Raw genomic sequence first — 20,548 nt, 5'->3', positions numbered from 1 at the left:
TTCATTTCAACGGTAAATTACTTCGCTTTACCCTGATTCGCTACTGCGGCAGCTTTTGCGGCGATTTCGTCCGCGTTGCCCAGGTAGTAACGTTTGATTGGCTTGAAGTTCTCGTCGAACTCATATACCAACGGCACGCCAGTCGGGATATTCAGTTCCAGAATCTCGTCTTCGCCCATGTTGTCCAGATATTTCACCAGTGCACGCAGTGAGTTACCGTGAGCTGCGACGATAACGCGCTCACCGCTCTTGATACGTGGCAGGATGGTTTCGGTCCAGTAAGGCACAACACGTTCGATGGTCAGCGCCAGGCTTTCGGTCAGTGGCAGCTCTTTGTCGCTCAGAGCAGCGTAACGTGGGTCATGGCCCGGGAAACGTTCGTCATCACGTGTCAACTCTGGAGGCGTGATTGCGAAACCACGACGCCATTGTTTAACTTGCTCGTCACCGTATTTCTCAGCGGTTTCGGCTTTGTTCAGACCCTGCAGTGCACCGTAGTGGCGCTCATTCAGTTTCCAGGATTTCTCAACTGGCAACCAGGCTTGATCCAGCTCGTCCAGTACGTTCCACAGTGTGTGAATGGCACGTTTCAGCACGGAGGTATACGCGAAATCAAAGGCAAAACCTTCGTCTTTCAGCAACTGACCTGCGGCTTTGGCTTCTGAACGGCCCTTTTCGGACAGATCAACATCGTACCAGCCTGTGAAGCGGTTTTCGTTGTTCCACTGGCTCTCACCGTGTCTTACCAGTACTAGCTTAGTTACAGCCATAGCTAAACTCCTTCCTATCCTAAGATTTCTGTGATAACTGATTTCATTATAGGGGTGGAGAACGGTTATCGGCAATCGATAGTCGATGGCAAGCGTGATTTATCCGCAGGTTATTTGCGTAAAATCACGCTCTGGCTTTACCGTTTCAGCAAACCGGAATCTCCCTTGTGCAATAACAGATAAACCGCTGGAATCACCAGCATCGACAGCAGTGGGGCACTAACCATCCCGCCTATCATCGGTGCGGCGATTCGCTGCATGATTTCGGAGCCGCTACCGCCTCCCCACATGATGGGAAGCAGCCCTGCCATAATCGTTGCCACGGTCATCATTTTCGGCCGCACGCGCAGAACCGCCCCTTCGTGGATCGCATCCATTAGCTGTTGGCGCGAAAGCGCCTGACCTGCCACACGGTGCTTTTCTACCGCATGGTTGAGGTACAGCAGCATGATGACGCCAAATTCCGCCGATACCCCCGCCAGTGCAATAAAGCCCACCGCACCGGCTACAGAAAGATTATAGCCGAGGATATAAAGCAGCCAGACGCCGCCAATCAGCGCGAAAGGTAAGGTTGTCATAATCAGCAGTGCATCTTTGATGCGGTTGAAGGTGATATAGAGCAGCACAAAAATGATCAGCAGCGTAAAGGGCACGACGATTTTCATTTTCTCCGTGGCGCGCTCCAGATACTCAAACTGACCGGACCAGCTCAACGACACGCCTTCTGGCAGCGTGACCTGTTGGGCAACGGCCTGCTGCATATCTTCAACGGCGGATTTCAGGTCGCGGCCGCGCAGGTCGACATAAATCCAGTCTGACAGCCGACTGTTTTCGCTTTTCAGCATGGGCGGCCCTTCGCTGACACGAACATCGGCCAGTTCTGCCAGCGTGACTCTGCTGCCATTGGCTGTCACGATGGGCAGGTCGCGCAATTTTTGCAGTGAATCGCGTAATTCACGCGGATAGCGGATGTTGATGGGATAACGCTGGCGACCTTCAATGGTTTCGCCGATGTTTTGCCCACCGATAAGCGTAGCGACCACCGACTGAAGTTCCTCGACGGACACGCCGTAGCGTGCGGCACGCTGGCGATCGATATCAATATCGATATAGCGTCCGCCCGCCAGTCGTTCTGCCAGCGCAGACGTCACGCCCGGAACCTGTTTTACTACCTGTTCGATTTGCGCGGCGGTACGTTCGATATCCTCGAGATTGTTGCCGTTAACCTTAATGCCCACCGGACTTTTGATACCGGTTGCCAGCATGTCCAGACGGTTGCGAATCGGCGGCACCCATACGTTGGCGATGCCCGGCAGGTTGACGGTACGATCCAATTCGGCAACCAGCTTGTCCATGGTCATGCCTTCACGCCACTGGTCGCGTGGCTTCAGCCTAATCGTGCTTTCCAGCATGGTCAGCGGCGCAGGGTCGGTTGCCGTGTCGGCTCGGCCTGCTTTGCCGAAGACCGACTCGACTTCGGGCAGCGTTTTAATCAATCGGTCTGTTTGTTGCAGCAATCGGCCTGCTTCCCGTGCGGAGATACCGGGTAGAGTCGAGGGCATATACAGCAGGTCGCCCTCATCCAGCGGCGGCATAAATTCGCTTCCCAAACGGCTGAGCGGAAATAGCGTCAGTAGCAGTAGCAGGCCGGAAACCAGCAGTGTGGTTTTCGGGTAACTCAGCACTTTTTGCAGCACGGGATGATAGAGCGCGATCAGCCAATGGTTAATCGGATTCGCCTGCTCGTCCGGTATCTTTCCGCGTACGAAATACCCCATTAACACCGGCACCAGCGTAATCCCTAATCCGGCGGCGACGGCCATGGCGTAGGTTTTGGTAAAGGCCAGTGGTGAAAACATACGGCCTTCCTGTGCCTCCAGTGAGAACACGGGGACAAACGACAGCGTAATGATCAGCAGACTGCAAAATAGCGCGGGGCCAACTTCCACCGCTGCCCGTTCAGCCAACTGCCACCACTCGTTATTCTGCGGCTGTTTCCCAGGGTTTTCATGCCGCCACTGTTCAATGACTTTATGCATGTTCTCTATCATCACGATGGCGGCATCCACCATCGCACCGATGGCAATCGCGATACCGCCCAGCGACATGATGTTAGCGTTCACCCCCTGATAACGCATGATGATAAACGCCCCCAGAATCCCCAGCGGCAGACTGATGATCGCCACCAGCGCCGAGCGGAAGTGAAACAGGAACAGGGCGCAGATAGCGGCGACGACGACAAACTCCTCCAGCAGTTTGAAGCTAAGCGTGTCGATGGCGTGTTCAATCAGCTGCGAGCGATCGTAGGTTGGGACGATTTCCACGCCTGCGGGCAGGCTTTTTTGTATTTCCTGTAACCGTGCTTTGACGGCATGCAGCGTATTCAGCGCATTTTTTCCATAGCGCATAACGATGATGCCGCCAGCCACTTCGCCTTCGCCATTCAGTTCGGCGATGCCGCGCCGCATCTCCGGGCCTTCTCTGAGCGTAGCCACATCCTGCAATAGCACAGGAATGCCGCTGCGGGTGGTAATCACCACGTTATTAAAGTCTTGTGCCGTTTTCAGGTAGCCGGTGGTGCGTACCATGTACTCGGCTTCCCCTAACTCCAGCACAGAGCCGCCATTTTCCTGATTAGCCGCCTGAACGGCACTGACGATCTGCTGGTGGGTGATGCCCTGCGTCCGCATACGTTCTGGATCGACGACGATCTGATACTGTTTGACCATACCGCCAACGCTGGCGACTTCCGCTACATCGGGAACGGTTTTTAGCTCATATTTCAACAGCCAGTCCTGAAAGCCGCGCAGATCGGCCAGACTGTATTTGCCGCTGCGATCAACCAGAGCGTATTCGTAGATCCAACCGACGCCAGTGGCATCCGGGCCGAGTGAGGTTTTCGCATCAGCAGGCAGACTAGACTGCACCTGACTGAGGTACTCCAGCACGCGGGATCGCGCCCAGTAGGGATCGGTGCCATCTTCAAACAGCACATAGACATAGGCGTCACCGAACATGGAAAAGCCCCGTACCGTTTTGGCACCTGGTACAGAAAGCATGGTGGTCGTCAGCGGGTAGGTCACCTGATTTTCTACGACCTGTGGCGCTTTACCCGGATAGCTGACGCGAATGATGACCTGTACGTCAGACAAATCGGGCAGGGCATCCAGCGGCGTTTTTTGCAGAGAAAGCAGGCCCCACGTCGCCATGAACAGCGCCGCCAGTAGAACCAGCAGACGGTTTTTGAGCGACCAGCGAATCACGTAGGCAATCATGGGTGACCTCCATGTCCGGCATGCGGATCGTCAGCGGGTAAAAAATGCAGAACGTGAATTCCGCTATCGTCCATGTTGAACTGGAAATTGACGGTGCTGCCGATCCCCACACCTTGTGGTAACCCTGACGATGGCAGCGTTAAGTCCATCGTCATCGGCGACCAGTTGAGTGCCGGAACGGCTTCATGCTCAATGGTGACCTGATTGCCGTTTATCGCTTTGATCACTCCCTGAGTTTGGTAGCCAACGGGGGCGGAGTGCGTTGTCGATGTTGTTGGGGGTATCGATGTCTCAGCATCAAGTTGTGGCAGTGCGCTGCGCAGACTGGCTTCGGAGTCAATCAGGAACTGACCAGAGGTGACTACGCTGTCGCCTTCTTTCAGCCCATCAATGATTTCCACCCAGTCGCCCAACGATGCGCCCGCGGTGACGCGGCGCGGGGTGAAATGGCCGCTACCGTCGCTCAGTAAAACCCTATTCTGGCTGCCGCTGACCAACAAGGCTTCCTGTGGGATCGCCAGACGCGGCTGTGCCTGAGTGTGAGAGCGTTGGACAGTCAGATACATACCGGGTTTGAGCTGCTGCTGCGGGTTGTCCAGAACAACGCGCGCTTTTAACGTGCGCGTCGTGCTATCCAACACGGGTAGTAGTTCGCTGATTTTGCCGTGGAAGGTTTTACCCGGCCAAGCGTTACTGGTAGCGCTGATATCGCTGCCGATCGTTAGCTGTGCTGCCTGTGCCTCTGGGTAATCGACATCTACCCAAATCGGGTTCAAGCTGGCAAGCTCGAATAACGGCTGGGCAGGACTTAACTGCATACCTTGCCGCACTTCCAGTTTGTTAACATAGCCACTTTCAGGCGCGATAATCGCGATCCTGTCTTGCGGTTTACCGCTACGTTCTACCTGCCGAATAATGGCTTCCGGCATGAATAGCAGTGACAGCCGCTGGCGAGCCGATTGTGTCAGCACTTCGTCGCCCAGTTGCCGTACCGCTAGATATTCGCGCTGCGCTGCCGCCCAGGTTGGGTTCCACAACGTGGCTAGCGTCTCGCCTTTCTTCACTTGTTGTTGCAGTGCATTGACCGTGAGTTTCTCGACAATACCGCCGCTAGGTGCGACCAGCGTGTGTAATCCGCGTTCGTTGAGTGTGACCGTGCCATAACCTGTGGTGCGGTCGTCAAGTTCGCGCATTTCTGCACGGGCTGTGCGAACGCCAAGGTTTTGCTGCTGACGGGCGCTGACGGTGACTCCGCCGTCTTCCTGCACGCCATCGGCATAGCGGGGAACCAGTTCCATATCCATAAAGGGCGATTTTCCCGGTTTGTCGAAGCGCTTATCCGGCACCATCGGATCGTACCAATAGAGAACGGATCGTTCTGGCTCGGCGGTAGAAGGCGAGTGCGGTGTTTGCTGTTTGCCAACCAGATAGCCCACGCCACCTGCACTGAGAATAGCCAGCGCTATCAGGCTAAGCATCAGTGATTTTTTCGTTACGGTTTTGGTCATCGCGTAGGGCTTCCCTGTGGCGTTAGATAGCGGATAGCGGCCCAGTATTGAGCCATCTCCCGAGCGGTATCCTGAACGGCAATTCGGCTTTCGAGCAGAGACCGGCGTGCATCCAGTACGGCGGAAAGATTACTACTGCCGGATTGATACTGAGCCTGAATCAGTTTGATGCGCTGCTGTTGCAGCGGGAGAATCTCGTTGCTCTGACGCTGCCAACGTGACTGTGCTGCTTGATATTGAGCAATCAGTGTATCGAGTTGCGCCTGATGTTCTCGCTCGGTGAGCAATACTTTGTCGCGCGCCTCCATACTGCGCGATACGTCTGCGGCATAGTCCTTATCCTGACGTTTGGATTTGAACAGCGGTAGATCGACTGTCACCATCATGCCGGCCATGTCATCGTAATCATCCCCACGTTTCGCGTAATAGACTTCAACATCGACATTAGGGATGGCGGCAACGGCTGACTGTGCGGAACGCGCCTGAGCCAACTCGGCTTCACGCTGTGCCTGTTGCATTTCTGGATGCTGATGAATGGTGCCGCTCAACACATCCGGTGAAGCTGGTAGCCGTTCAAAGCGAGGAAGATCGCCGTTTACATTGATATCTGCAATGCCAGTAAGCTGCACCAGTCGGGCATGTGCAATGCGGGTGTCCCGCTCGGCATCAGCCTGTTTGTCCTGCATGGTTGCCAACGTCAGGCGGGCATCCAGCACGCTACTCGCTTCACTACCGGCCGCCACGCTCGCTTTTTGCGAGGCGAACTGCCGCTGGCTTTCGTTGACCAGCGCCGTGACCTCGCTCAGTGCTTTGCGTGAGAGCGCGAGATCCAGCCATGCCTGAGCAGTTTCTCGTTGCAGGCGAGCACGGATACTTTCGCTATTACTTTGCAGCACATTGGCTTCTACCCGAATGGCCTGTGCCTTGCTATCACGTTTACTGCTGCTGACGTAGGTTTGCATGACGCCGATACGTTGCATCGTCATGCCTTCCCGTGTGAGTCGGCTACCATTGTTGCCGCCCAATGGCAGGTTTTCGACGCCAAATTTCAGTTTAGGGTCGGGAAGCTGTGTGGCGGAGTCGGCCATGTTCTGTAGCGCGTTAATCTGGTGTTGATTAGCTGACAGATCGGCGGAGTAACGTTCCGCTGCCTGTAAGGCCTGTTCAAGACTCAGATCTGCCGCAAAAACGGCGGCAGGTAGCCACAGCAACATCGCCAGACACGCGCGCGCGGCGTCGTGTTTGGATAAGTTCATGATGTGCTCCGATTAAGGCTGTTGTGGCGTAATCGCGGTCAGGATGTAGCCGCTGTCATTCTGGACAAAGCTGAATGTGACTGGCGTGTTGACAGGGAGTGGTGTTATTTCGCCACTTGATGGCAACGTGAATGCCATTGTCATAGCGGGCCATTTTAGGTCGGCAATCGGAGCATGGGAGAGCGTGACGCTGTTGGTATCCCATTTCTTTATGGTGCCACTGCTTTGATAAACGGCGGCAGTGGCCGCAGGGGGATTGGTATGCATCATCGCGTGATGCTGGTGGTCGTTTGCCCACACGGGGAAGATGAAGGAAGAGACGAAAAAAATCAGGCTGCTGATAATGGCTGAGTAAGTGATACGCATAAAAATAATCCCAATGAAAATAATTGATAAACAAGGTGTTGCGCTCGATGGCGCAGGTGTTATCAATCGCTTGGGTTATTCTCTGAATCGGCAGAAGCGGATCTCAGCGGGAGGGCCAACCGCAGGAGGAGATAACCAGAGATCACATGCCTGATTAAGCGTGATTGGGTTATCCGCTAAAACGAGTTCATTACTGACTGGCAGCGCCAACAATGCCAGCGATCCATTATCCTGCTTCACACTATCCGGCACGCAGTGCTTTTCACACAGCGGCGTTTGCTGGTCTGCTGCGTAAGACGCTTTCGCTGCATGGTTAGCATGAGAGGATAGCGGCTGAACGTCAGCCTGTTGCAGATGTGCTTGATGCTGGATAGTGGGGGATGCCTGACTGAGCGTCATGTCGCATTGATGACCTGCGATAGCCAGTTGTGCATTCAGGAAAAGCCAACACAGTGCCAATAGCCATCCCCACCTGCCTTTATGGCGCAGATGATGAATGAGTAATGGAGACCGTGATGATGCAGACATGGCATTTCCTTTTTGGACGTCATGGAAGTGTAAGCGCCTGAGCTGGAAGGGGGCAAGCGGGGAATGGCATAGTTTTGTAAAGTAGTTTTGTAAATTGGCAGATACTCATCTGCCAATGTTATCAATGAGTTAATTATATTTAATCGTGCGGTTACTGGATGAGAAACTGGTACGTGGTATCCGAGCGATAGACTTTCCCCGGTTTTAGCCAGCAGTCGGGCTGTGGCCAGTCTGGATGATTCGGGCTGTCCGGCAGGAATTCGCTTTCCAGCGCGACACCGGCATAGTTTTCATACTGACCACCGTCTCGCGAAGGTGTTCCGGCCAGAAAGTTGCCGCTGTATAGCTGTAAGGCAGGAGCACTGGTGAAAACGCTCATCAGCACGCGACCATCGGATGACCACAAATTAGCAGCCGGACTTTCGCTGGATCCGCAGGTGCGATGTAATAAATAGGCGTGATCGTAGCCGCCGACGGCCATTTGATCGCTATCGCGTAAGAAATCTTCCTCCAGCGTTTTTGGCTGGCGGAAATCCATTCCGGTAACGTTAACCGGTGTCAGATCGGCGTTAGGAATGCCCGCGCTATTGACCGGCAAATAATAGTCGGCAAATAGCTGCAACTGGTGCTTACGTACATCAGTCAAATCGCCATCAAGGTTGAAATACGCGTGGTTGGTCAGGCAAACGGGGCAGGCTTTCTCCACGGTAGCCTGATACGAGATTTCTAACGAATTATGTTCGGTCAGCGCGTAAGTGACCTGCACGTTAAGGTGTCCTGGATAGCCTTGATCGCCATCCGGCGAGTGCAGCTGATAAGTCACCTGTGTTGCATCCTGACTCGCAATTCGCCAGCGGCGGGCATGAAAGCCTTTTGGGCCGCCGTGCAACTGGTGCTCGTTTTGGTTTGGTACCAGATGAAAGGTTTCTGTTTCTCGGCTGAATGTGGCTTTGGCTATGCGGTTGGCATAGCGGCCAATCGATGCTCCGAGGTAAGCGCTTTGCTGAGGATACTGTTCAGGCGATGCACAACCCAATAGGACTTCTCGCACTTCACCCTCTGGCAGCGGGAGCTCACAGGAAAGCCAGGTTGCACCCCAGTCCATCAGACGCACGCGCATGCCTGCCTGATTCTGCAAGGTCGTTAATTGAAACGGCTGACCATCTGGTGCCAGCGTGCTAAGACTTTCATTCAACATGACTTGCTCCTGTAGAGGCCCGACAAGATAGAGGGGCGATGCGTGTAATGCTGGGGGAGGCAGCAGAAATGAGTTTGCTGACAAAGTACGACGAGCGGTGATAATGGGTAGATCGTAAAGACGCTGCAAGTACATCCCTGTAAGCTCGAGCCGCGCAGATATGAATCTCATCCCTGAGATTCACCCTTTCAGGGTCGTCGCAAGCGACGTTCAAAAACGTTCCTGACGTTTTTGTCCCTGGCGCGGACGCTTTACTCTTCTATCCCATTATCATCGTTCTCGTTCCGCAAATGGGTTTGTCGACGGTCTGAATCCGCTCTGCTTCTCTTCCCTTAATCCGTCACTCGACGTGAAAAAACGTCGTTATGCGTCTTCGTACCCATTAGGGTGGTTGGACTGCCAGCGCCAGGTATCCTGCGCCATCTCTTGTAATGAGCGTGTGACTCGCCAATTAAGATCTTTCGCTGCACGTTCTGCATCCGCCCAATAAGCTGGCAGATCGCCTTGACGGCGCGGGGCAAAATGGTGAGCCAGCGGCCTACCACAGGCCTGACTAAAGGCTTCAACGACCTGCAATACACTGTAGCCCACGCCTGCACCCAGGTTATAGATATGTACGCCAGCACGATTTTGTAGGGTATTCATGGCGGCGATATGACCGTCAGCCAGATCGACAACGTGGATGTAATCGCGTACGCCAGTGCCGTCAACGGTAGGGTAGTCATTACCGAAGATCGCCAGCGACTCTCTCCGGCCAACAGCAACCTGAGCGATATAAGGCATCAGGTTATTGGGAACACCTTGCGGATCTTCGCCCATCTCGCCTGATGGATGCGCACCGACTGGGTTGAAATAACGCAACAGCGTAATACTCCATTCCGGTTCCGCATGTTGCAAATCTTGTAGGATCTGCTCAACCATCAGCTTGCTGCGGCCATAAGGGCTGGCTGGGTGTCCGGTTGGGAAACTTTCCTGATAAGGCGTGTGTGGTTGATCGCCATAAACGGTGGCGGAGGAGCTGAAAATCAGGTTTTTCACACCGGCTTTCTTCATCGCTTCAACCAGCACGAGCGTACCGTTGACGTTATTGTCATAGTAACTCAGCGGCTCACGCACGGATTCACCCACGGCTTTTAAGCCTGCAAAGTGGATGACGGCGTCAATGGTGTGCTTAGCGAAAATGTCGTCCAGCAGTGCGCTGTCGCGGATATCTCCCTGATAAAAAATAGGCGTCTTATCCGTTAAACGCGTAATGGTTTTAACGACGCTAGCCTTGCTGTTACACAAGTTATCGAGAATGACGGGAGTGTGCCCAGCAGCCAGCAATTGTACGCAAGTATGACTTCCTATGTAACCGCTACCACCTGTGACGAGAACGTTCATAATGACCTCTATTATCGCAATGCTGCAAAATAACATGGCTAGGTGCTGAAAAAGGTGATCTACAGCGAGAATTCGCCTCTGTTATTGATGATTTTTTTACGAATAAATGTAGTGAAGCGTAAGCTACAGTGTAATTGAGCCTGGCTTTCTACCCTATGTTTTATTTTGTGGTAGCGTTATCATCCCTGTTTTTAGGCGTTATCTCCATAGCTCATCAATTTGATAGTCATAGATACCATTTTGCGGGACGAAAGTGAGCCGATGCGTGATGCACTCAGGCGCGTCTTCCGCGTGATGGGAAACAAAGAGTAGCTGCGTTTCGCCCTCGCCAATCAGAATATCCAGCCAGCGGCGTATCAGTTGGCGATTGAGCGGATCAAGCCCCTGTAGAGGTTCATCAAGAATGAGCAAGGCAGGGTGTTTGACTAACGCTCGGGCAATCAGCGTCAGACGCTGCTGACCCCAGGAGAGCGACTGAAACGGGGTATCAGCGATAGCGCCATTGAGACCAAGCAAGGTGAGCCACTGTTCGGTCAGGTGACGTTGACGATCGGAAACTGCTTGATAAATACCGATAGAGTCAAAGAAACCAGACAGGATGACGTTACGCACGCTGGTGCTGACACGGTAATCCAAATGGAAGCTGCTACTGACATAACCGATGTGGCGCTTGATATCCCAGATGGTTTCACCGCTGCCGCGCTTACGGCCAAATAGGGTGAGATCATTGCTATAGCCTTGCGGGTGATCGCCGGTAATCAGGCTGAGCAGCGTCGATTTCCCTGCGCCATTTGGTCCGACGATCTGCCAATGCTGGCCGGGCAATACTTCCCATGTCAGCTTGTGCAGAATAGGGCGATCGTTGTACTGCACTACACCGTTGCGTAGCAAAATACGCGCTTCATCGGCGGGTAGTGTCATATACCGTTGTGGATCTTCGGGTTCTGGCAGTGAATTTCCCGACAGCTTTTCGCTAAATGCGAGCTGAGCCACCAGTGCTTCAGAGAGGATCGCCTCACGCTCACCGACGCGGGTCAGCGTACAGTCTGCCAGCACACCAACATGGTTGATGAAATCAGGGATATCATCAAACCGGTTCAGAATGAGTACCAGTGTGTAGCCAGCGTTTGCCAGTTTCCGCATTTCGTCAGCAAGCTGCTGGCGAGAGGCAATATCCAGCCCATCAAAAGGTTCATCAAGGATCAGCAGATCGGGCTGAGGCATCAGTGCCTGACAAAGCATTGCCTTGCGAGTTTCCCCCGTCGAGAGGTACTTGAAGCGACGATCCAGCAAATGCGCAATACCAAATTGGCGTGCCAGCTGTTCACAACGTGCGGGATCGTTGAGGCTATCCTGGATCACTTCTGCCGTAGTGCGGCCAGTGTCATCCTCACCTTCACTTAATAGATCGGTGTTATTGCGCTGCCACTCGTCGGAAACCAGCTTTTGTAATTGTTCAAACGACAGACGAACAGGATGTTGAAATCCGGTTATTCGTTCACCGCTCAATAACGGTAGCTCGCCAGAGATCGACCGTGCCAGTGCCGATTTACCACTTCCGTTGGCCCCGACAAAGGCCCAGCACTGGTTTTGTTCAAGCGTCAGTTCGTCCAAACGCAGCATGCGGGTATCGCTGAGACGAAACAACCCTTGCGTAATTTTCAACAATGACATCTTCTATCCTTCGTCAGTGGCCTGTAGCGCTAAAGTGGTATTAACAAAGCGTGGCGATGATGACTCGGTCGGCATGGAAACAGGCCTTCACATCCATTCCCTGTTGCAGCTTTTGCTGCTCAAGCAAGGTATTCGGCACCATGGCACACAGCGTTTCTCCCCCAGTTAGCGTAATCAGAATTTCGCTGTTTTCCGCACCGTGCTGAATGGCCTGAATTTGTCCTGGCAAGACGTTATCTACTGCAGGCGCGGCGGAGGTAGCGGCATACACATCGATCCACGGTGCTTTAATCAGCGCCAGCACCTCTTTCCCTTTCTGTAATTGCAGACGCTCGGCGCTTTGTTGCGTAATAAGCGCGCTGATCGTTGTTTTACCATCGGCGAGTAAAATATCCAGATGTTGTTGCACCTGTTCTTCACCGCGTGCGAGCACAGTTCCAAAGAATTGATTACGTGCGCTGGTTTGCAGCGAGAAACGCGCGATGGCTGCCAGCAGGCTATCCAATGGCAGTCCATCTTCCTGCAAGACATCAAAGGCTTTTTGCTGAATTTGTGCGAGTAAATCGTACAGCTGAAGAAGGCGTTCGCCATAGCGGGTGAGTTGTGCGCCGCCGCCGCCTTTGCCGCCCGTCATGCGCTCGACGATAGTTTGCTCGGCCAGTTGGTTCATCTCATTGATGGCATCCCATGCGCTTTTGTAGCTAATTCCCGCCAGTTTGGCTCCCTGACTGATTGAACCGGTATGACGAATTTGCTTGAGCAATTCAATACGCCGCGGGTCGGCGAATAAACGCTGTTGGAGTTTCAGGGTGAGAAGAATTTCAGCCTGCATAGTGGGAGCACCGTCGGTGAGTTTAATTCTCTGTATTGTCGCTATTTTCTTCATCAGGGGCAAATCGCACAAATAGACGCACTATTTTCTCTTACTGCGGTAGACTAGATCACAATTACGACGATTTCGGTTTACGGTGAAATAGCGTACCAAAAGGGCTAAAGTAGCGTTACCGTTGCAATAAGTGAGGTAAGCATGTTGGAGTTGTTGAAGAGCCTGCTGTTTGCAGTTGCCATGGTTCCTGTGATGATGGTGATTATCATGGGTGCGATTTATTGCCTGGGCGAAGTATTTAACGTGTTGTCACGCATCGGCCATTCTGACGGCCAGCGCGCAAAGAATCAGCACTGATTCACGATCCTTTTCTATTTTGATGTCCGGCTTCTTGCCGGACATTTCTTTTCTACCTCCTAACCTCCTAATATACCCCTAGATAATTCGAGTTTCAGGCAGGCGGCAAGAGAAGGAATCCCGATGAGCTTACTCAAGTAAGTGATTCGGGTGACTGAACGCAGCCAACGCACATGCAACTTGAAGTATGACGGGTGTATCTACCTCTTTAAAGCACATGACACTGCTTCATAATTCGTTATATTATTATTTACACAACGATAATTGTCAGGAGACAAGAATGAAGCAGCAATGGTTAAAATGGTTCGCCGCATTGACACTCAGTGCAGGAATGGCGTTGCCCGCGGTGGCAGAAGATAAAGTCACGGTGTTCGCCGCGGCATCATTGACGAATGCGTTGCAGGAGATCGCTACGCAATATCAGAAAGAGAAAAACGTCGCTGTCGTGGCGTCTTATGCCTCATCTTCAACGCTGGCTCGCCAGATTGAGCAAGGTGCACCTGCCGATCTGTTCATCTCCGCTGACCAACAGTGGATGGACTATGCGCAAGATAAAAACCTGATGGATATCGCTACGCGTCATACGTTGCTGGGCAATGAGCTGGTAGTTATTGCGCCGAAGGCGAGTGCGCAGAAAGAGATTAACATTGACGATAAAACGGACTGGAAAAGCCTGCTGAAAGACGGACGTCTGGCCGTTGGCGACCCAGATCATGTGCCTGCCGGGATCTATGCCAAGGAAGCGTTACAGAATCTGAAAGCCTGGGATGAACTTTCCCCGCTGATGGCGCGAGCCAACAACGTGCGCGCAGCCATGGCGCTGGTGGAACGTGAAGAAGCCCCGCTGGGTATTGTTTATGGTTCTGATGCGGTTGCTAGCGATAAAGTTAAGGTCATCGGTACGTTCCCAGCGGCGAGCCACAAGCCTGTCGAATATCCGATGGCGATAGTGAAAGAGCATAAAAACGCTGCGGTTACCGGCTTTTATGACTATCTGAAAACACCTGAAGCGGCCGCAGTGTTTAAACGTTACGGCTTCGCGCCGCGTTAATGATGCTGAGCGATTACGAATGGCAGGCGGTTGAGCTGAGCCTCAAAGTTTCCGTTGTGGCTGTGGCGTGCAGCTTGCCGTTTGGGATACTGATGGCGTGGGTTTTGGTGCGCTGTCGGTTTCCCGGCAAATCACTGCTGGATAGCATTATCCATTTACCATTGGTGTTGCCACCCGTGGTCATTGGTTATTTGTTGCTGGTGGCGATGGGAAGACGCGGCGTAATCGGTTCCTGGCTTTATGACTGGTTCGGCTTCAGCTTTAGTTTTAGCTGGCGCGGTGCTGCGTTAGCGTCGGCGATTGTCGCGTTTCCGTTGATGGTTCGGGCGATCCGGCTGTCGCTTGATGCCGTCGATACGCATCTGGAACAAGCCGCTCGGACATTGGGTGCCTCGCCTTGGCGCGTGTTTTTCACCATCACATTACCGCTCTCTTTTCCTGGGATCGTGGTTGGAACCGTATTGGCGTTTGCCCGTTCGCTTGGCGAGTTTGGCGCGACCATTACGTTTGTCTCCAATATTCCCGGCGAAACCCGAACCATTCCACTGGCGATGTATACCCTGATTGAAACACCCGGAGCAGAAGCTGATGCAGCAAGGCTGTGCATCATTGCCATCGTCTTGTCGCTGGCTGCGCTGATGGCATCGGAGTGGCTAACAAACTGGAGCCGCAAGCGGTTGGGGGGATAATGCTGCAACTCGATTTTCATCAACAGCTGGGTAGCCTTGAACTCCACGTTCAGTCTGAACTGCCCGCCAACGGTATTACCGCTATTTTCGGTGTGTCTGGGGCAGGAAAAACCTCACTGATCAACGCTGTTGTTGGCCTGACCCGACCTGATGGCGGCCGGATTGTGCTCAATGACCATGTGCTGGTGGATACGCAGCAGCGTGTTTTCCTGCCGCCAGAAAAACGACACATCGGTTATGTGTTTCAGGATGCTCGCCTGTTTCCGCATTATCGTGTACGCGGTAATTTGCGCTACGGCATGGCTGAAAAAATGGCATCGCAGTTCGATGACATCGTCAATTTACTGGGTATTGAGCATTTACTTAATCGCTACCCGCTGACGCTATCTGGCGGAGAAAAACAGCGCGTTGCGATTGGTCGGGCGTTGCTGACTGCGCCAGAATTGCTGCTCATGGATGAGCCGCTGGCATCGCTGGATCTGCCCAGAAAGCGTGAGCTGTTGCCCTATTTGGAACGGTTGGCGAAAGAGGTCAATATTCCCATTCTGTATGTCAGCCATAGTCTGGAAGAAATTGTCCGGTTAGCCGATCATGTTGTGGTGCTTGATAAAGGCAAGGTGAAAGCGCAGGGGCTGCTGGAAGAGGTGTGGGCCAGTAGCGCGTTACGCCCTTGGTTACCGAAAGATGAGCAGAGCAGCATTCTGAGTGTGCGCGTGTTAGCACAGCATGAGCATTACGCAATGACGGCATTGGCATTAGATGACCAGCAGGTATGGGTCGGAAAAGTCGAGCTGGCGCAGGATGCCGTATTGCGCATTCGCGTGAATGCCGCCGATGTCTCTCTGGTGCTACAGCCGCCGGAAAAAAGCAGTATCCGTAATGTGCTGCGTGCCAGCGTGGAGGAATGCATTGATGTCGACGGACAGGTTGAAGTGAAGCTGGCCGTCGGCCAGCAGACGCTGTGGTCCCGTATTACACCGTGGGCACGGGACGATCTCGCGCTTCATCCGGGGCAAATGCTCTATGCGCAGATTAAGAGTGTGTCGATTACGGCGTAAACACAGGCTGAGCGCTAAGGCAGTGTCCTGCATCGCTCGGTCTATTGTGTGGAACAGCCGATATTCTGTGACTAAGATAACAAATTGAGGATTGAGAGTGATTTTCAATTCGTTTTTTCTACCGTGTGAACAAGGTAGTCAGATAAGTTATCCCGGCTTCATTATTTTTTCATCATAAAAAGTAATCGATTACTTTTTGTTTTCACCTGTGCTACGGGATAAAAATAGGAGAAGGATATGCCTTGTATGACATTGTTACGCCGTGCGTTCGCGATACCGCTGTTGTTGATGGTTTCATCTGGTCTGGCGCTTGCTGAGCGTCCAGCAGAAAATCAGAAAATAGCGTTGCAGATGTATACGCTGCGTAGCGTGAGTACGCTTGATGAGCAATTCTCTATGGCGCACAACGCTGGATTTAAGGCCGTTGAGCTTGTGGGGACGCACGGTATCAGTGCGCCAGAAATGAAGGGGTTGCTGGGGAAATATCAGTTGAAAGCCATTGCTGCGCATGTCCAGTTTGGCGAACTGAAAGGTAATATGGCTGAGGTTGTGGCCTTTAACAAAGCCATCGGCAACCGCATGATTATTGTGCCGTGGCTCAATGTTGAAGACCGACCCAATAGCGCAGAAGGGTGGCAGCGCTTTGGTGCGGAAATGAACGATCTTGGGCGTGAACTGAAGAAGCAGGGCATGCAACTGGCTTATCACAACCACAATTTTGAGATGAAGAAGTATCGCGGTAAAACGGCGCTGGAAATCCTGTTAGATGGCGCAGAGCCAGAGAATCTGATGCTGGAAATGGATGTTGCCTGGGTATCCCGAGGTGGGCAGGATCCAGCGCGCCTTCTGCGCCAGTACAAAGGCCGCATTTACTCGATTCATGCGAAAGACAATACCTCTATCGGTATCCGCGATGATGAAATGAACTTTGCGCCACCGGGCGAGGGCATTTTGGCGTGGGAAGAGATTCTCCCTGCGGCGGCCAAAGCGGGCACCCAATGGTTTGTTGCTGAGCATGATTTGCCGAAAGATCCGCAGGCTATTATTTCCGCTGCTTACCAGTCGTTATATGAAAAACTGAGTAAGATAAAAAGTAAGTAAGAAATAGCGATACCAACCTGCGGTCAACGAGCCGCAGGTTGTCAGACGTGGGATTATGAACGGTGTATTCTGCGTGAGTTAGCTGGATGCCCGTTCGACAAACGTCCATTCCAGTAAACGCTTTTCTGTTTCGCTGGCAGGTTGGTCAATCTGTTGTAACAACAATTTCACGGCTTCTCTGCCGATATGCGCAGACGGTTGTTGAATTGTGCTGAGCTGCGGTGAAGTGATGAAGCCCAGTTCTGAACCGTCAAAACCGATCACGGCAATATCCTGCGGCGCACTCAGCCCCGCCTCACAGATTGCAGATAGTGCACCGGCTGCCAACGTGTCGGACACCACGAAGACGGCGTCCGGGCGCTCTGGGGCGTTAAGTAGCTCATTCATTGCCGCTTTTCCACCCTGATAGCTCAAGGCGCTGGCGTATTCTACCTTGCCATAATCAAACGCATTTTCCGCGATAACGTCACGATAGCCTTTCTCTCGCTGCTGGGCGTAGAGATAATTCATATCGTGGTTAATCATTGCGATACGGCGGCGGCCTTTGCCAATAAAGTGATTAATCACGAAACGGGATGCTTCTGCGTTATCAATACCGACGGATGAAATGGCAGACGTGTCGTCATGCTCGGCACACTGCACCCAAGGCGCGGTGCCAATCATGTCCTGAAGTGCAGAAAGCGTTGAAATAGCGTCCATGGTGATCACGCCGTCGACCATTTTACCGGACAGCAGTTGCAGGCTGGAGTGGGCGCGAACAATATCGGCACCTGAATTGCACAGAAGAATACGGTAGCCGTTTTCTTCTGCTTCTGCCTCGATGCCTTTTACCACATCAGCACAGAAGGGGTTCGCAATGTTGGAAACCATAACCAATAACATGTGGCTGCGTGCGGTACGTAGCTGTCGGGCCAGTAAATTTGGCTGATAATTACTGTTTTTTATCGCATTGAGAACACGTTCCCGGTTTTGCGGCTTCACGGTATCAATGTTGTTCAACACCCGTGAAACCGTTGCGACCGAGACACCCGCTATCCGTGCTATTTTTTGAATCGACATAATTCAGAAGGCACTCACGCTACTATGCTTGGCTGAGCAGATTACCATAAATATATCTGGCTGCATCCCGCAGGCGTCGCACCTGCGGGATGTATAACATAAGAGAATGAATCGCCTGATACCTTAGCTGGCGACCTTCACCCACGTTTGCTGCTGATGGCTTTGTACGATGGCGTCAATGATGAACATGATGTTTGCACCGTCGTAGAAGGTGGCAAAAGTGAACGGATCGACGCCTGGCTGTTTGCCGTCGCGTAGATAGGTGTAAAAATTCACCATCATATTTTTGAACGCATCCGGCCAGCCTTCGATATGACCGCCGGGGAAGTGGACTGCGGCGGCGGCTTCCGGGTTCAGCAACGATGGATCATCCGACAACAGCTGATTGGGTTTATCGCGATGGCCGATCCATAGCTGCTGCGGTGTTTCCTGATCCCAGGCCAGCGATCGTTCGCTACCATTCACTTCGAACGTTAGGCGGTTTTTCCGGCCCGCGCTGACCTGAGAAACGGTAAACGATCCGCGGCTACCATCATCAAAGCGCAGTAAAACGGTCGCGTAATCTTCGGTTTTAACTGGTTTGTCGTCGTACTCGGGCAGCGTATCGGATGAGGAGAACGTGGCTGCGCCATTCCGATTGGATTTGCGTATCGGATGGACGATAGCGAAATCTGCGAACACTTCGACAATTTTCCGACCAGAAATAAATTGCACCGTATCGCACCAGTGCGAGCCGATATCAGCCACTGCACGAGAAATACCGCCGTATTCCGGTTCAACGCGCCAGTTATAGTCGGTGTCGTGCAGCATCCAGTCTTGCAGATAGCCGCCGTGTACCGCAAAGAGTCGGCCTATTTCCTGATGCTTAATCATGCTGGCTGCCTGCTGCACCATGCTAAATTGGCGATAGACAAAGCTGACGCCGTGGACAACCCCTTTTTCTTCTGCCAGTGCGACCAGTTCACGCGCTTCTTCGCTGGTCATACACAGCGGCTTTTCCGAAAAAACGTGTTTACCGGCCTGAATAATCTGCTTATTGATCGCCGCATGGAGATGGTTTGGCGTGCAGTTGTGGATCGCGTCGATGCCTGGATGATTTAACAAATCAGCGACGCTGCCGTAGGCATGAGGAATGTTGAGCTGACGGGCTTTCTGTTGAGCGATATCCAGCGAGTTTTCTGCCAATGCGACTACTTCAACAAAGCCGAGGCGACGAATCGCCTCTATATGTGCTGGGCCAATAAAACCGGAACCAATAATGCCAACGCGGATCATTCTGCGTCCTCCTCTTTTAATCCCAACATTTTTCTTACTAACGGACGATCGTCGCTGGTGGCGGCAAAATCGTCAAAGGCGCGCTGAGCGACAGGGATAATGTGGCGATTGATGAATGCTGCACCTTCTTTCGCCCCGCAATTGCTGTCTTTCAGGCAGCATTCCCACTCAAGCACCGCCCAGCCGTCGTAATCGTATTGGGCAAGTTTGCTGAAGATAGCGCCAAAATCGATCTGCCCATCTCCCGGTGAACGGAAGCGCCCGGCGCGTTCAGCCCATGACTGATAGCCGCCGTAGACGCCGCTTTTGCTCGATGGGGTAAATTCTGCATCTTTCACATGGAACGCTTTGATTCGCGCATGGTAGCGATCGATAAAGCCCAGGTAGTCCATCTGCTGCAAATGCATATGGCTCGGATCGTAAAGAATATTGGCGCGTGGGTGATGATTGACGACATCAAGGAAGCGTTCAAAGGTCACGCCGTCGTGCAAATCTTCGCCAGGATGCAGCTCGTAACACACATCCACGTCGTGTTCGTCAAAACAGTCGAGGATTGGCGTCCACAGTCGGCCGAGTTCTTTAAAGGCCTCTTGAATCAGGGCTTCTTTACGCGGTGGCCACGGGTAAAAATAGGGCCAGGCCAGCGCGCCAGAGAATGTGGCGTGGGCGTTGAGCCCTAAGCGTGAAGAGGCTTTTGCTGCCTGCTTTATCGCTGAGATGGCCCACTGCTGGCGAGCCTGCGGATTGCGGCGGTAGGCTGGTGGGGCGAAATCGTCAAAGGCAGCGTCATACGCAGGGTGGACGGCGACAAGCTGTCCTTCCAAATGGGTCGACAGTTCGCTGATAGTCAGCCCGTGCTGTGCCAATAGACCTTTCACTTCATCACAATACGTTTGGCTGTCGGCGGCGGTGGCGAGATTGAATATATGTGGATGATTGCAGGGAATTTGCAGCGCTTTAAAGCCTAATCCGGCTGCCCATTGCGCCAGATTTTCCAGCGAGTTAAAGGGAGCCTGATCGCCAATATACTGGGCGAGAAAAATACCCGGTCCTTTTAACGTTTTCATTATTACCTCCTTTGGCAACGGGTTGTGGTCATGAATACCGTTGCACGATTGCGATAGCAGTAGTGGAGAATGCGTAAGGATGAGGTGCCATAGGCGGCCTCATCCCG

At 52.9% G+C, this 20,548-nt stretch carries 18 protein-coding genes; 5 read left to right on the top strand and 13 right to left on the bottom strand.

Going from position 1 to position 20,548, the window contains the following annotated elements:
* Positions 1 to 17: 17 nt before the first annotated feature.
* The 10 genes from gpmA to modE all read right to left on the bottom strand — a co-directional run bounded on the left by gpmA (position 18) and on the right by modE (position 12,790).
* Complete coding sequence (gene gpmA, locus A0G03_RS07260; protein WP_048259340.1) at positions 18 to 770, bottom strand: 2,3-diphosphoglycerate-dependent phosphoglycerate mutase; 753 nt, start codon at positions 768 to 770, stop codon at positions 18 to 20.
* 137 nt (positions 771 to 907) lie between these two features.
* Positions 908 to 4,045, bottom strand: coding sequence for an efflux RND transporter permease subunit (locus tag A0G03_RS07255; RefSeq protein ID WP_048259341.1), 3,138 nt, complete (start codon positions 4,043 to 4,045; stop codon positions 908 to 910).
* The gene (locus tag A0G03_RS07250) at positions 4,042 to 5,553 is read right to left on the bottom strand and encodes an efflux RND transporter periplasmic adaptor subunit (protein WP_048259342.1); all 1,512 of its coding nucleotides are present in this window, start codon (positions 5,551 to 5,553) and stop codon (positions 4,042 to 4,044) included. The genes A0G03_RS07255 and A0G03_RS07250 overlap by 4 nt, the downstream gene beginning before the upstream one ends.
* Complete coding sequence (locus tag A0G03_RS07245; RefSeq protein ID WP_048259343.1) at positions 5,550 to 6,809, bottom strand: TolC family protein; 1,260 nt, start codon at positions 6,807 to 6,809, stop codon at positions 5,550 to 5,552. Before A0G03_RS07245 ends, A0G03_RS07250 begins: the two co-directional genes overlap by 4 nt.
* 12 nt (positions 6,810 to 6,821) lie before the next feature.
* Positions 6,822 to 7,175 carry a copper-binding protein gene (locus tag A0G03_RS07240; protein ID WP_048259344.1) on the bottom strand — a complete coding sequence of 118 codons (354 nt, stop codon included), beginning with the start codon at positions 7,173 to 7,175 and terminating at the stop codon, positions 6,822 to 6,824.
* Positions 7,176 to 7,250: 75 nt separating this feature from the next.
* Complete coding sequence (locus A0G03_RS07235; RefSeq protein ID WP_048259345.1) at positions 7,251 to 7,703, bottom strand: hypothetical protein; 453 nt, start codon at positions 7,701 to 7,703, stop codon at positions 7,251 to 7,253.
* Between the two features lie 151 nt (positions 7,704 to 7,854).
* A complete protein-coding gene (gene galM / locus A0G03_RS21860) occupies positions 7,855 to 8,901 on the bottom strand; it encodes a galactose-1-epimerase (protein ID WP_048259346.1) in 1,047 nt (348 codons plus the stop codon).
* Between the two features lie 363 nt (positions 8,902 to 9,264).
* Positions 9,265 to 10,284 (bottom strand): UDP-glucose 4-epimerase GalE, encoded by a 1,020-nt coding sequence (gene galE, locus A0G03_RS07230; protein WP_048259347.1) that lies wholly within the window; start codon positions 10,282 to 10,284, stop codon positions 9,265 to 9,267.
* Positions 10,285 to 10,482: 198 nt separating this feature from the next.
* On the bottom strand, positions 10,483 to 11,958 hold the full coding sequence (gene modF / locus A0G03_RS07225; protein ID WP_048259348.1) for a molybdate ABC transporter ATP-binding protein ModF: 1,476 nt from the start codon (positions 11,956 to 11,958) through the stop codon (positions 10,483 to 10,485).
* A 40-nt stretch (positions 11,959 to 11,998) separates the two neighbouring features.
* A complete protein-coding gene (gene modE / locus A0G03_RS07220) occupies positions 11,999 to 12,790 on the bottom strand; it encodes a molybdenum-dependent transcriptional regulator (RefSeq protein ID WP_048259349.1) in 792 nt (263 codons plus the stop codon).
* Between the two features lie 195 nt (positions 12,791 to 12,985).
* Between modE and A0G03_RS07215 the strand changes: the two genes are divergently transcribed.
* From A0G03_RS07215 to A0G03_RS07195, 5 genes are all read left to right on the top strand, one after another.
* Positions 12,986 to 13,141, top strand: a complete 156-nt coding sequence (locus A0G03_RS07215; RefSeq protein ID WP_039275566.1) for an AcrZ family multidrug efflux pump-associated protein — start codon at positions 12,986 to 12,988, stop codon at positions 13,139 to 13,141.
* Between the two features lie 280 nt (positions 13,142 to 13,421).
* Entirely contained in the window at positions 13,422 to 14,192 is a 771-nt protein-coding gene (gene modA, locus A0G03_RS07210; protein ID WP_039290825.1) for a molybdate ABC transporter substrate-binding protein, read from the top strand.
* Positions 14,192 to 14,881, top strand: coding sequence for a molybdate ABC transporter permease subunit (gene modB / locus A0G03_RS07205; protein WP_011092979.1), 690 nt, complete (start codon positions 14,192 to 14,194; stop codon positions 14,879 to 14,881). The genes modA and modB overlap by 1 nt, the downstream gene beginning before the upstream one ends.
* Positions 14,881 to 15,939, top strand: a complete 1,059-nt coding sequence (gene modC, locus A0G03_RS07200; protein ID WP_011092980.1) for a molybdenum ABC transporter ATP-binding protein ModC — start codon at positions 14,881 to 14,883, stop codon at positions 15,937 to 15,939. The genes modB and modC overlap by 1 nt, the downstream gene beginning before the upstream one ends.
* Positions 15,940 to 16,176: 237 nt before the next feature.
* Entirely contained in the window at positions 16,177 to 17,040 is an 864-nt protein-coding gene (locus A0G03_RS07195; RefSeq protein ID WP_189315249.1) for a sugar phosphate isomerase/epimerase family protein, read from the top strand.
* A 78-nt stretch (positions 17,041 to 17,118) separates the two neighbouring features.
* Here the strand turns inward: A0G03_RS07195 and A0G03_RS07190 are convergent, their stop codons facing one another.
* From A0G03_RS07190 to A0G03_RS07180, 3 genes are all read right to left on the bottom strand, one after another.
* Positions 17,119 to 18,099, bottom strand: a complete 981-nt coding sequence (locus A0G03_RS07190; RefSeq protein WP_048259350.1) for a LacI family DNA-binding transcriptional regulator — start codon at positions 18,097 to 18,099, stop codon at positions 17,119 to 17,121.
* Positions 18,100 to 18,222: 123 nt separating this feature from the next.
* Complete coding sequence (locus A0G03_RS07185; protein WP_048259351.1) at positions 18,223 to 19,374, bottom strand: Gfo/Idh/MocA family protein; 1,152 nt, start codon at positions 19,372 to 19,374, stop codon at positions 18,223 to 18,225.
* Entirely contained in the window at positions 19,371 to 20,441 is a 1,071-nt protein-coding gene (locus A0G03_RS07180; RefSeq protein ID WP_048259352.1) for a sugar phosphate isomerase/epimerase family protein, read from the bottom strand. The genes A0G03_RS07185 and A0G03_RS07180 overlap by 4 nt, the downstream gene beginning before the upstream one ends.
* Positions 20,442 to 20,548: the final 107 nt, after the last annotated feature.

The organism is Pectobacterium peruviense, assembly GCF_002847345.1.
In the GTDB taxonomy this organism is placed as follows: Bacteria; Pseudomonadota; Gammaproteobacteria; order Enterobacterales; family Enterobacteriaceae; genus Pectobacterium; species Pectobacterium peruviense.
Note: the sequence above shows the minus strand (reverse complement) of the source record. Positions and strands in the feature narration are given on the sequence as shown.

Excerpts from the sequence above, each read along its gene's own strand:
- modE (WP_048259349.1), bottom strand. The coding sequence starts at position 12,790 with ATGCAGGCTGAAATTCTTCTCACCCTGAAACTCCAACAGCGTTTATTC.
- galM (WP_048259346.1), bottom strand. The coding sequence starts at position 8,901 with ATGTTGAATGAAAGTCTTAGCACGCTGGCACCAGATGGTCAGCCGTTT.
- modA (WP_039290825.1), top strand. The coding sequence starts at position 13,422 with ATGAAGCAGCAATGGTTAAAATGGTTCGCCGCATTGACACTCAGTGCA.
- gpmA (WP_048259340.1), bottom strand. The coding sequence starts at position 770 with ATGGCTGTAACTAAGCTAGTACTGGTAAGACACGGTGAGAGCCAGTGG.
- A0G03_RS07235 (WP_048259345.1), bottom strand. The coding sequence starts at position 7,703 with ATGTCTGCATCATCACGGTCTCCATTACTCATTCATCATCTGCGCCAT.
- A0G03_RS07240 (WP_048259344.1), bottom strand. The coding sequence starts at position 7,175 with ATGCGTATCACTTACTCAGCCATTATCAGCAGCCTGATTTTTTTCGTC.
- modC (WP_011092980.1), top strand. The coding sequence starts at position 14,881 with ATGCTGCAACTCGATTTTCATCAACAGCTGGGTAGCCTTGAACTCCAC.
- modB (WP_011092979.1), top strand. The coding sequence starts at position 14,192 with ATGATGCTGAGCGATTACGAATGGCAGGCGGTTGAGCTGAGCCTCAAA.
- A0G03_RS07185 (WP_048259351.1), bottom strand. The coding sequence starts at position 19,374 with ATGATCCGCGTTGGCATTATTGGTTCCGGTTTTATTGGCCCAGCACAT.
- A0G03_RS07195 (WP_189315249.1), top strand. The coding sequence starts at position 16,177 with ATGCCTTGTATGACATTGTTACGCCGTGCGTTCGCGATACCGCTGTTG.
- galE (WP_048259347.1), bottom strand. The coding sequence starts at position 10,284 with ATGAACGTTCTCGTCACAGGTGGTAGCGGTTACATAGGAAGTCATACT.
- A0G03_RS07190 (WP_048259350.1), bottom strand. The coding sequence starts at position 18,099 with ATGTCGATTCAAAAAATAGCACGGATAGCGGGTGTCTCGGTCGCAACG.
- A0G03_RS07255 (WP_048259341.1), bottom strand. The coding sequence starts at position 4,045 with ATGATTGCCTACGTGATTCGCTGGTCGCTCAAAAACCGTCTGCTGGTT.
- A0G03_RS07180 (WP_048259352.1), bottom strand. The coding sequence starts at position 20,441 with ATGAAAACGTTAAAAGGACCGGGTATTTTTCTCGCCCAGTATATTGGC.
- A0G03_RS07250 (WP_048259342.1), bottom strand. The coding sequence starts at position 5,553 with ATGACCAAAACCGTAACGAAAAAATCACTGATGCTTAGCCTGATAGCG.
- modF (WP_048259348.1), bottom strand. The coding sequence starts at position 11,958 with ATGTCATTGTTGAAAATTACGCAAGGGTTGTTTCGTCTCAGCGATACC.
- A0G03_RS07245 (WP_048259343.1), bottom strand. The coding sequence starts at position 6,809 with ATGAACTTATCCAAACACGACGCCGCGCGCGCGTGTCTGGCGATGTTG.
- A0G03_RS07215 (WP_039275566.1), top strand. The coding sequence starts at position 12,986 with ATGTTGGAGTTGTTGAAGAGCCTGCTGTTTGCAGTTGCCATGGTTCCT.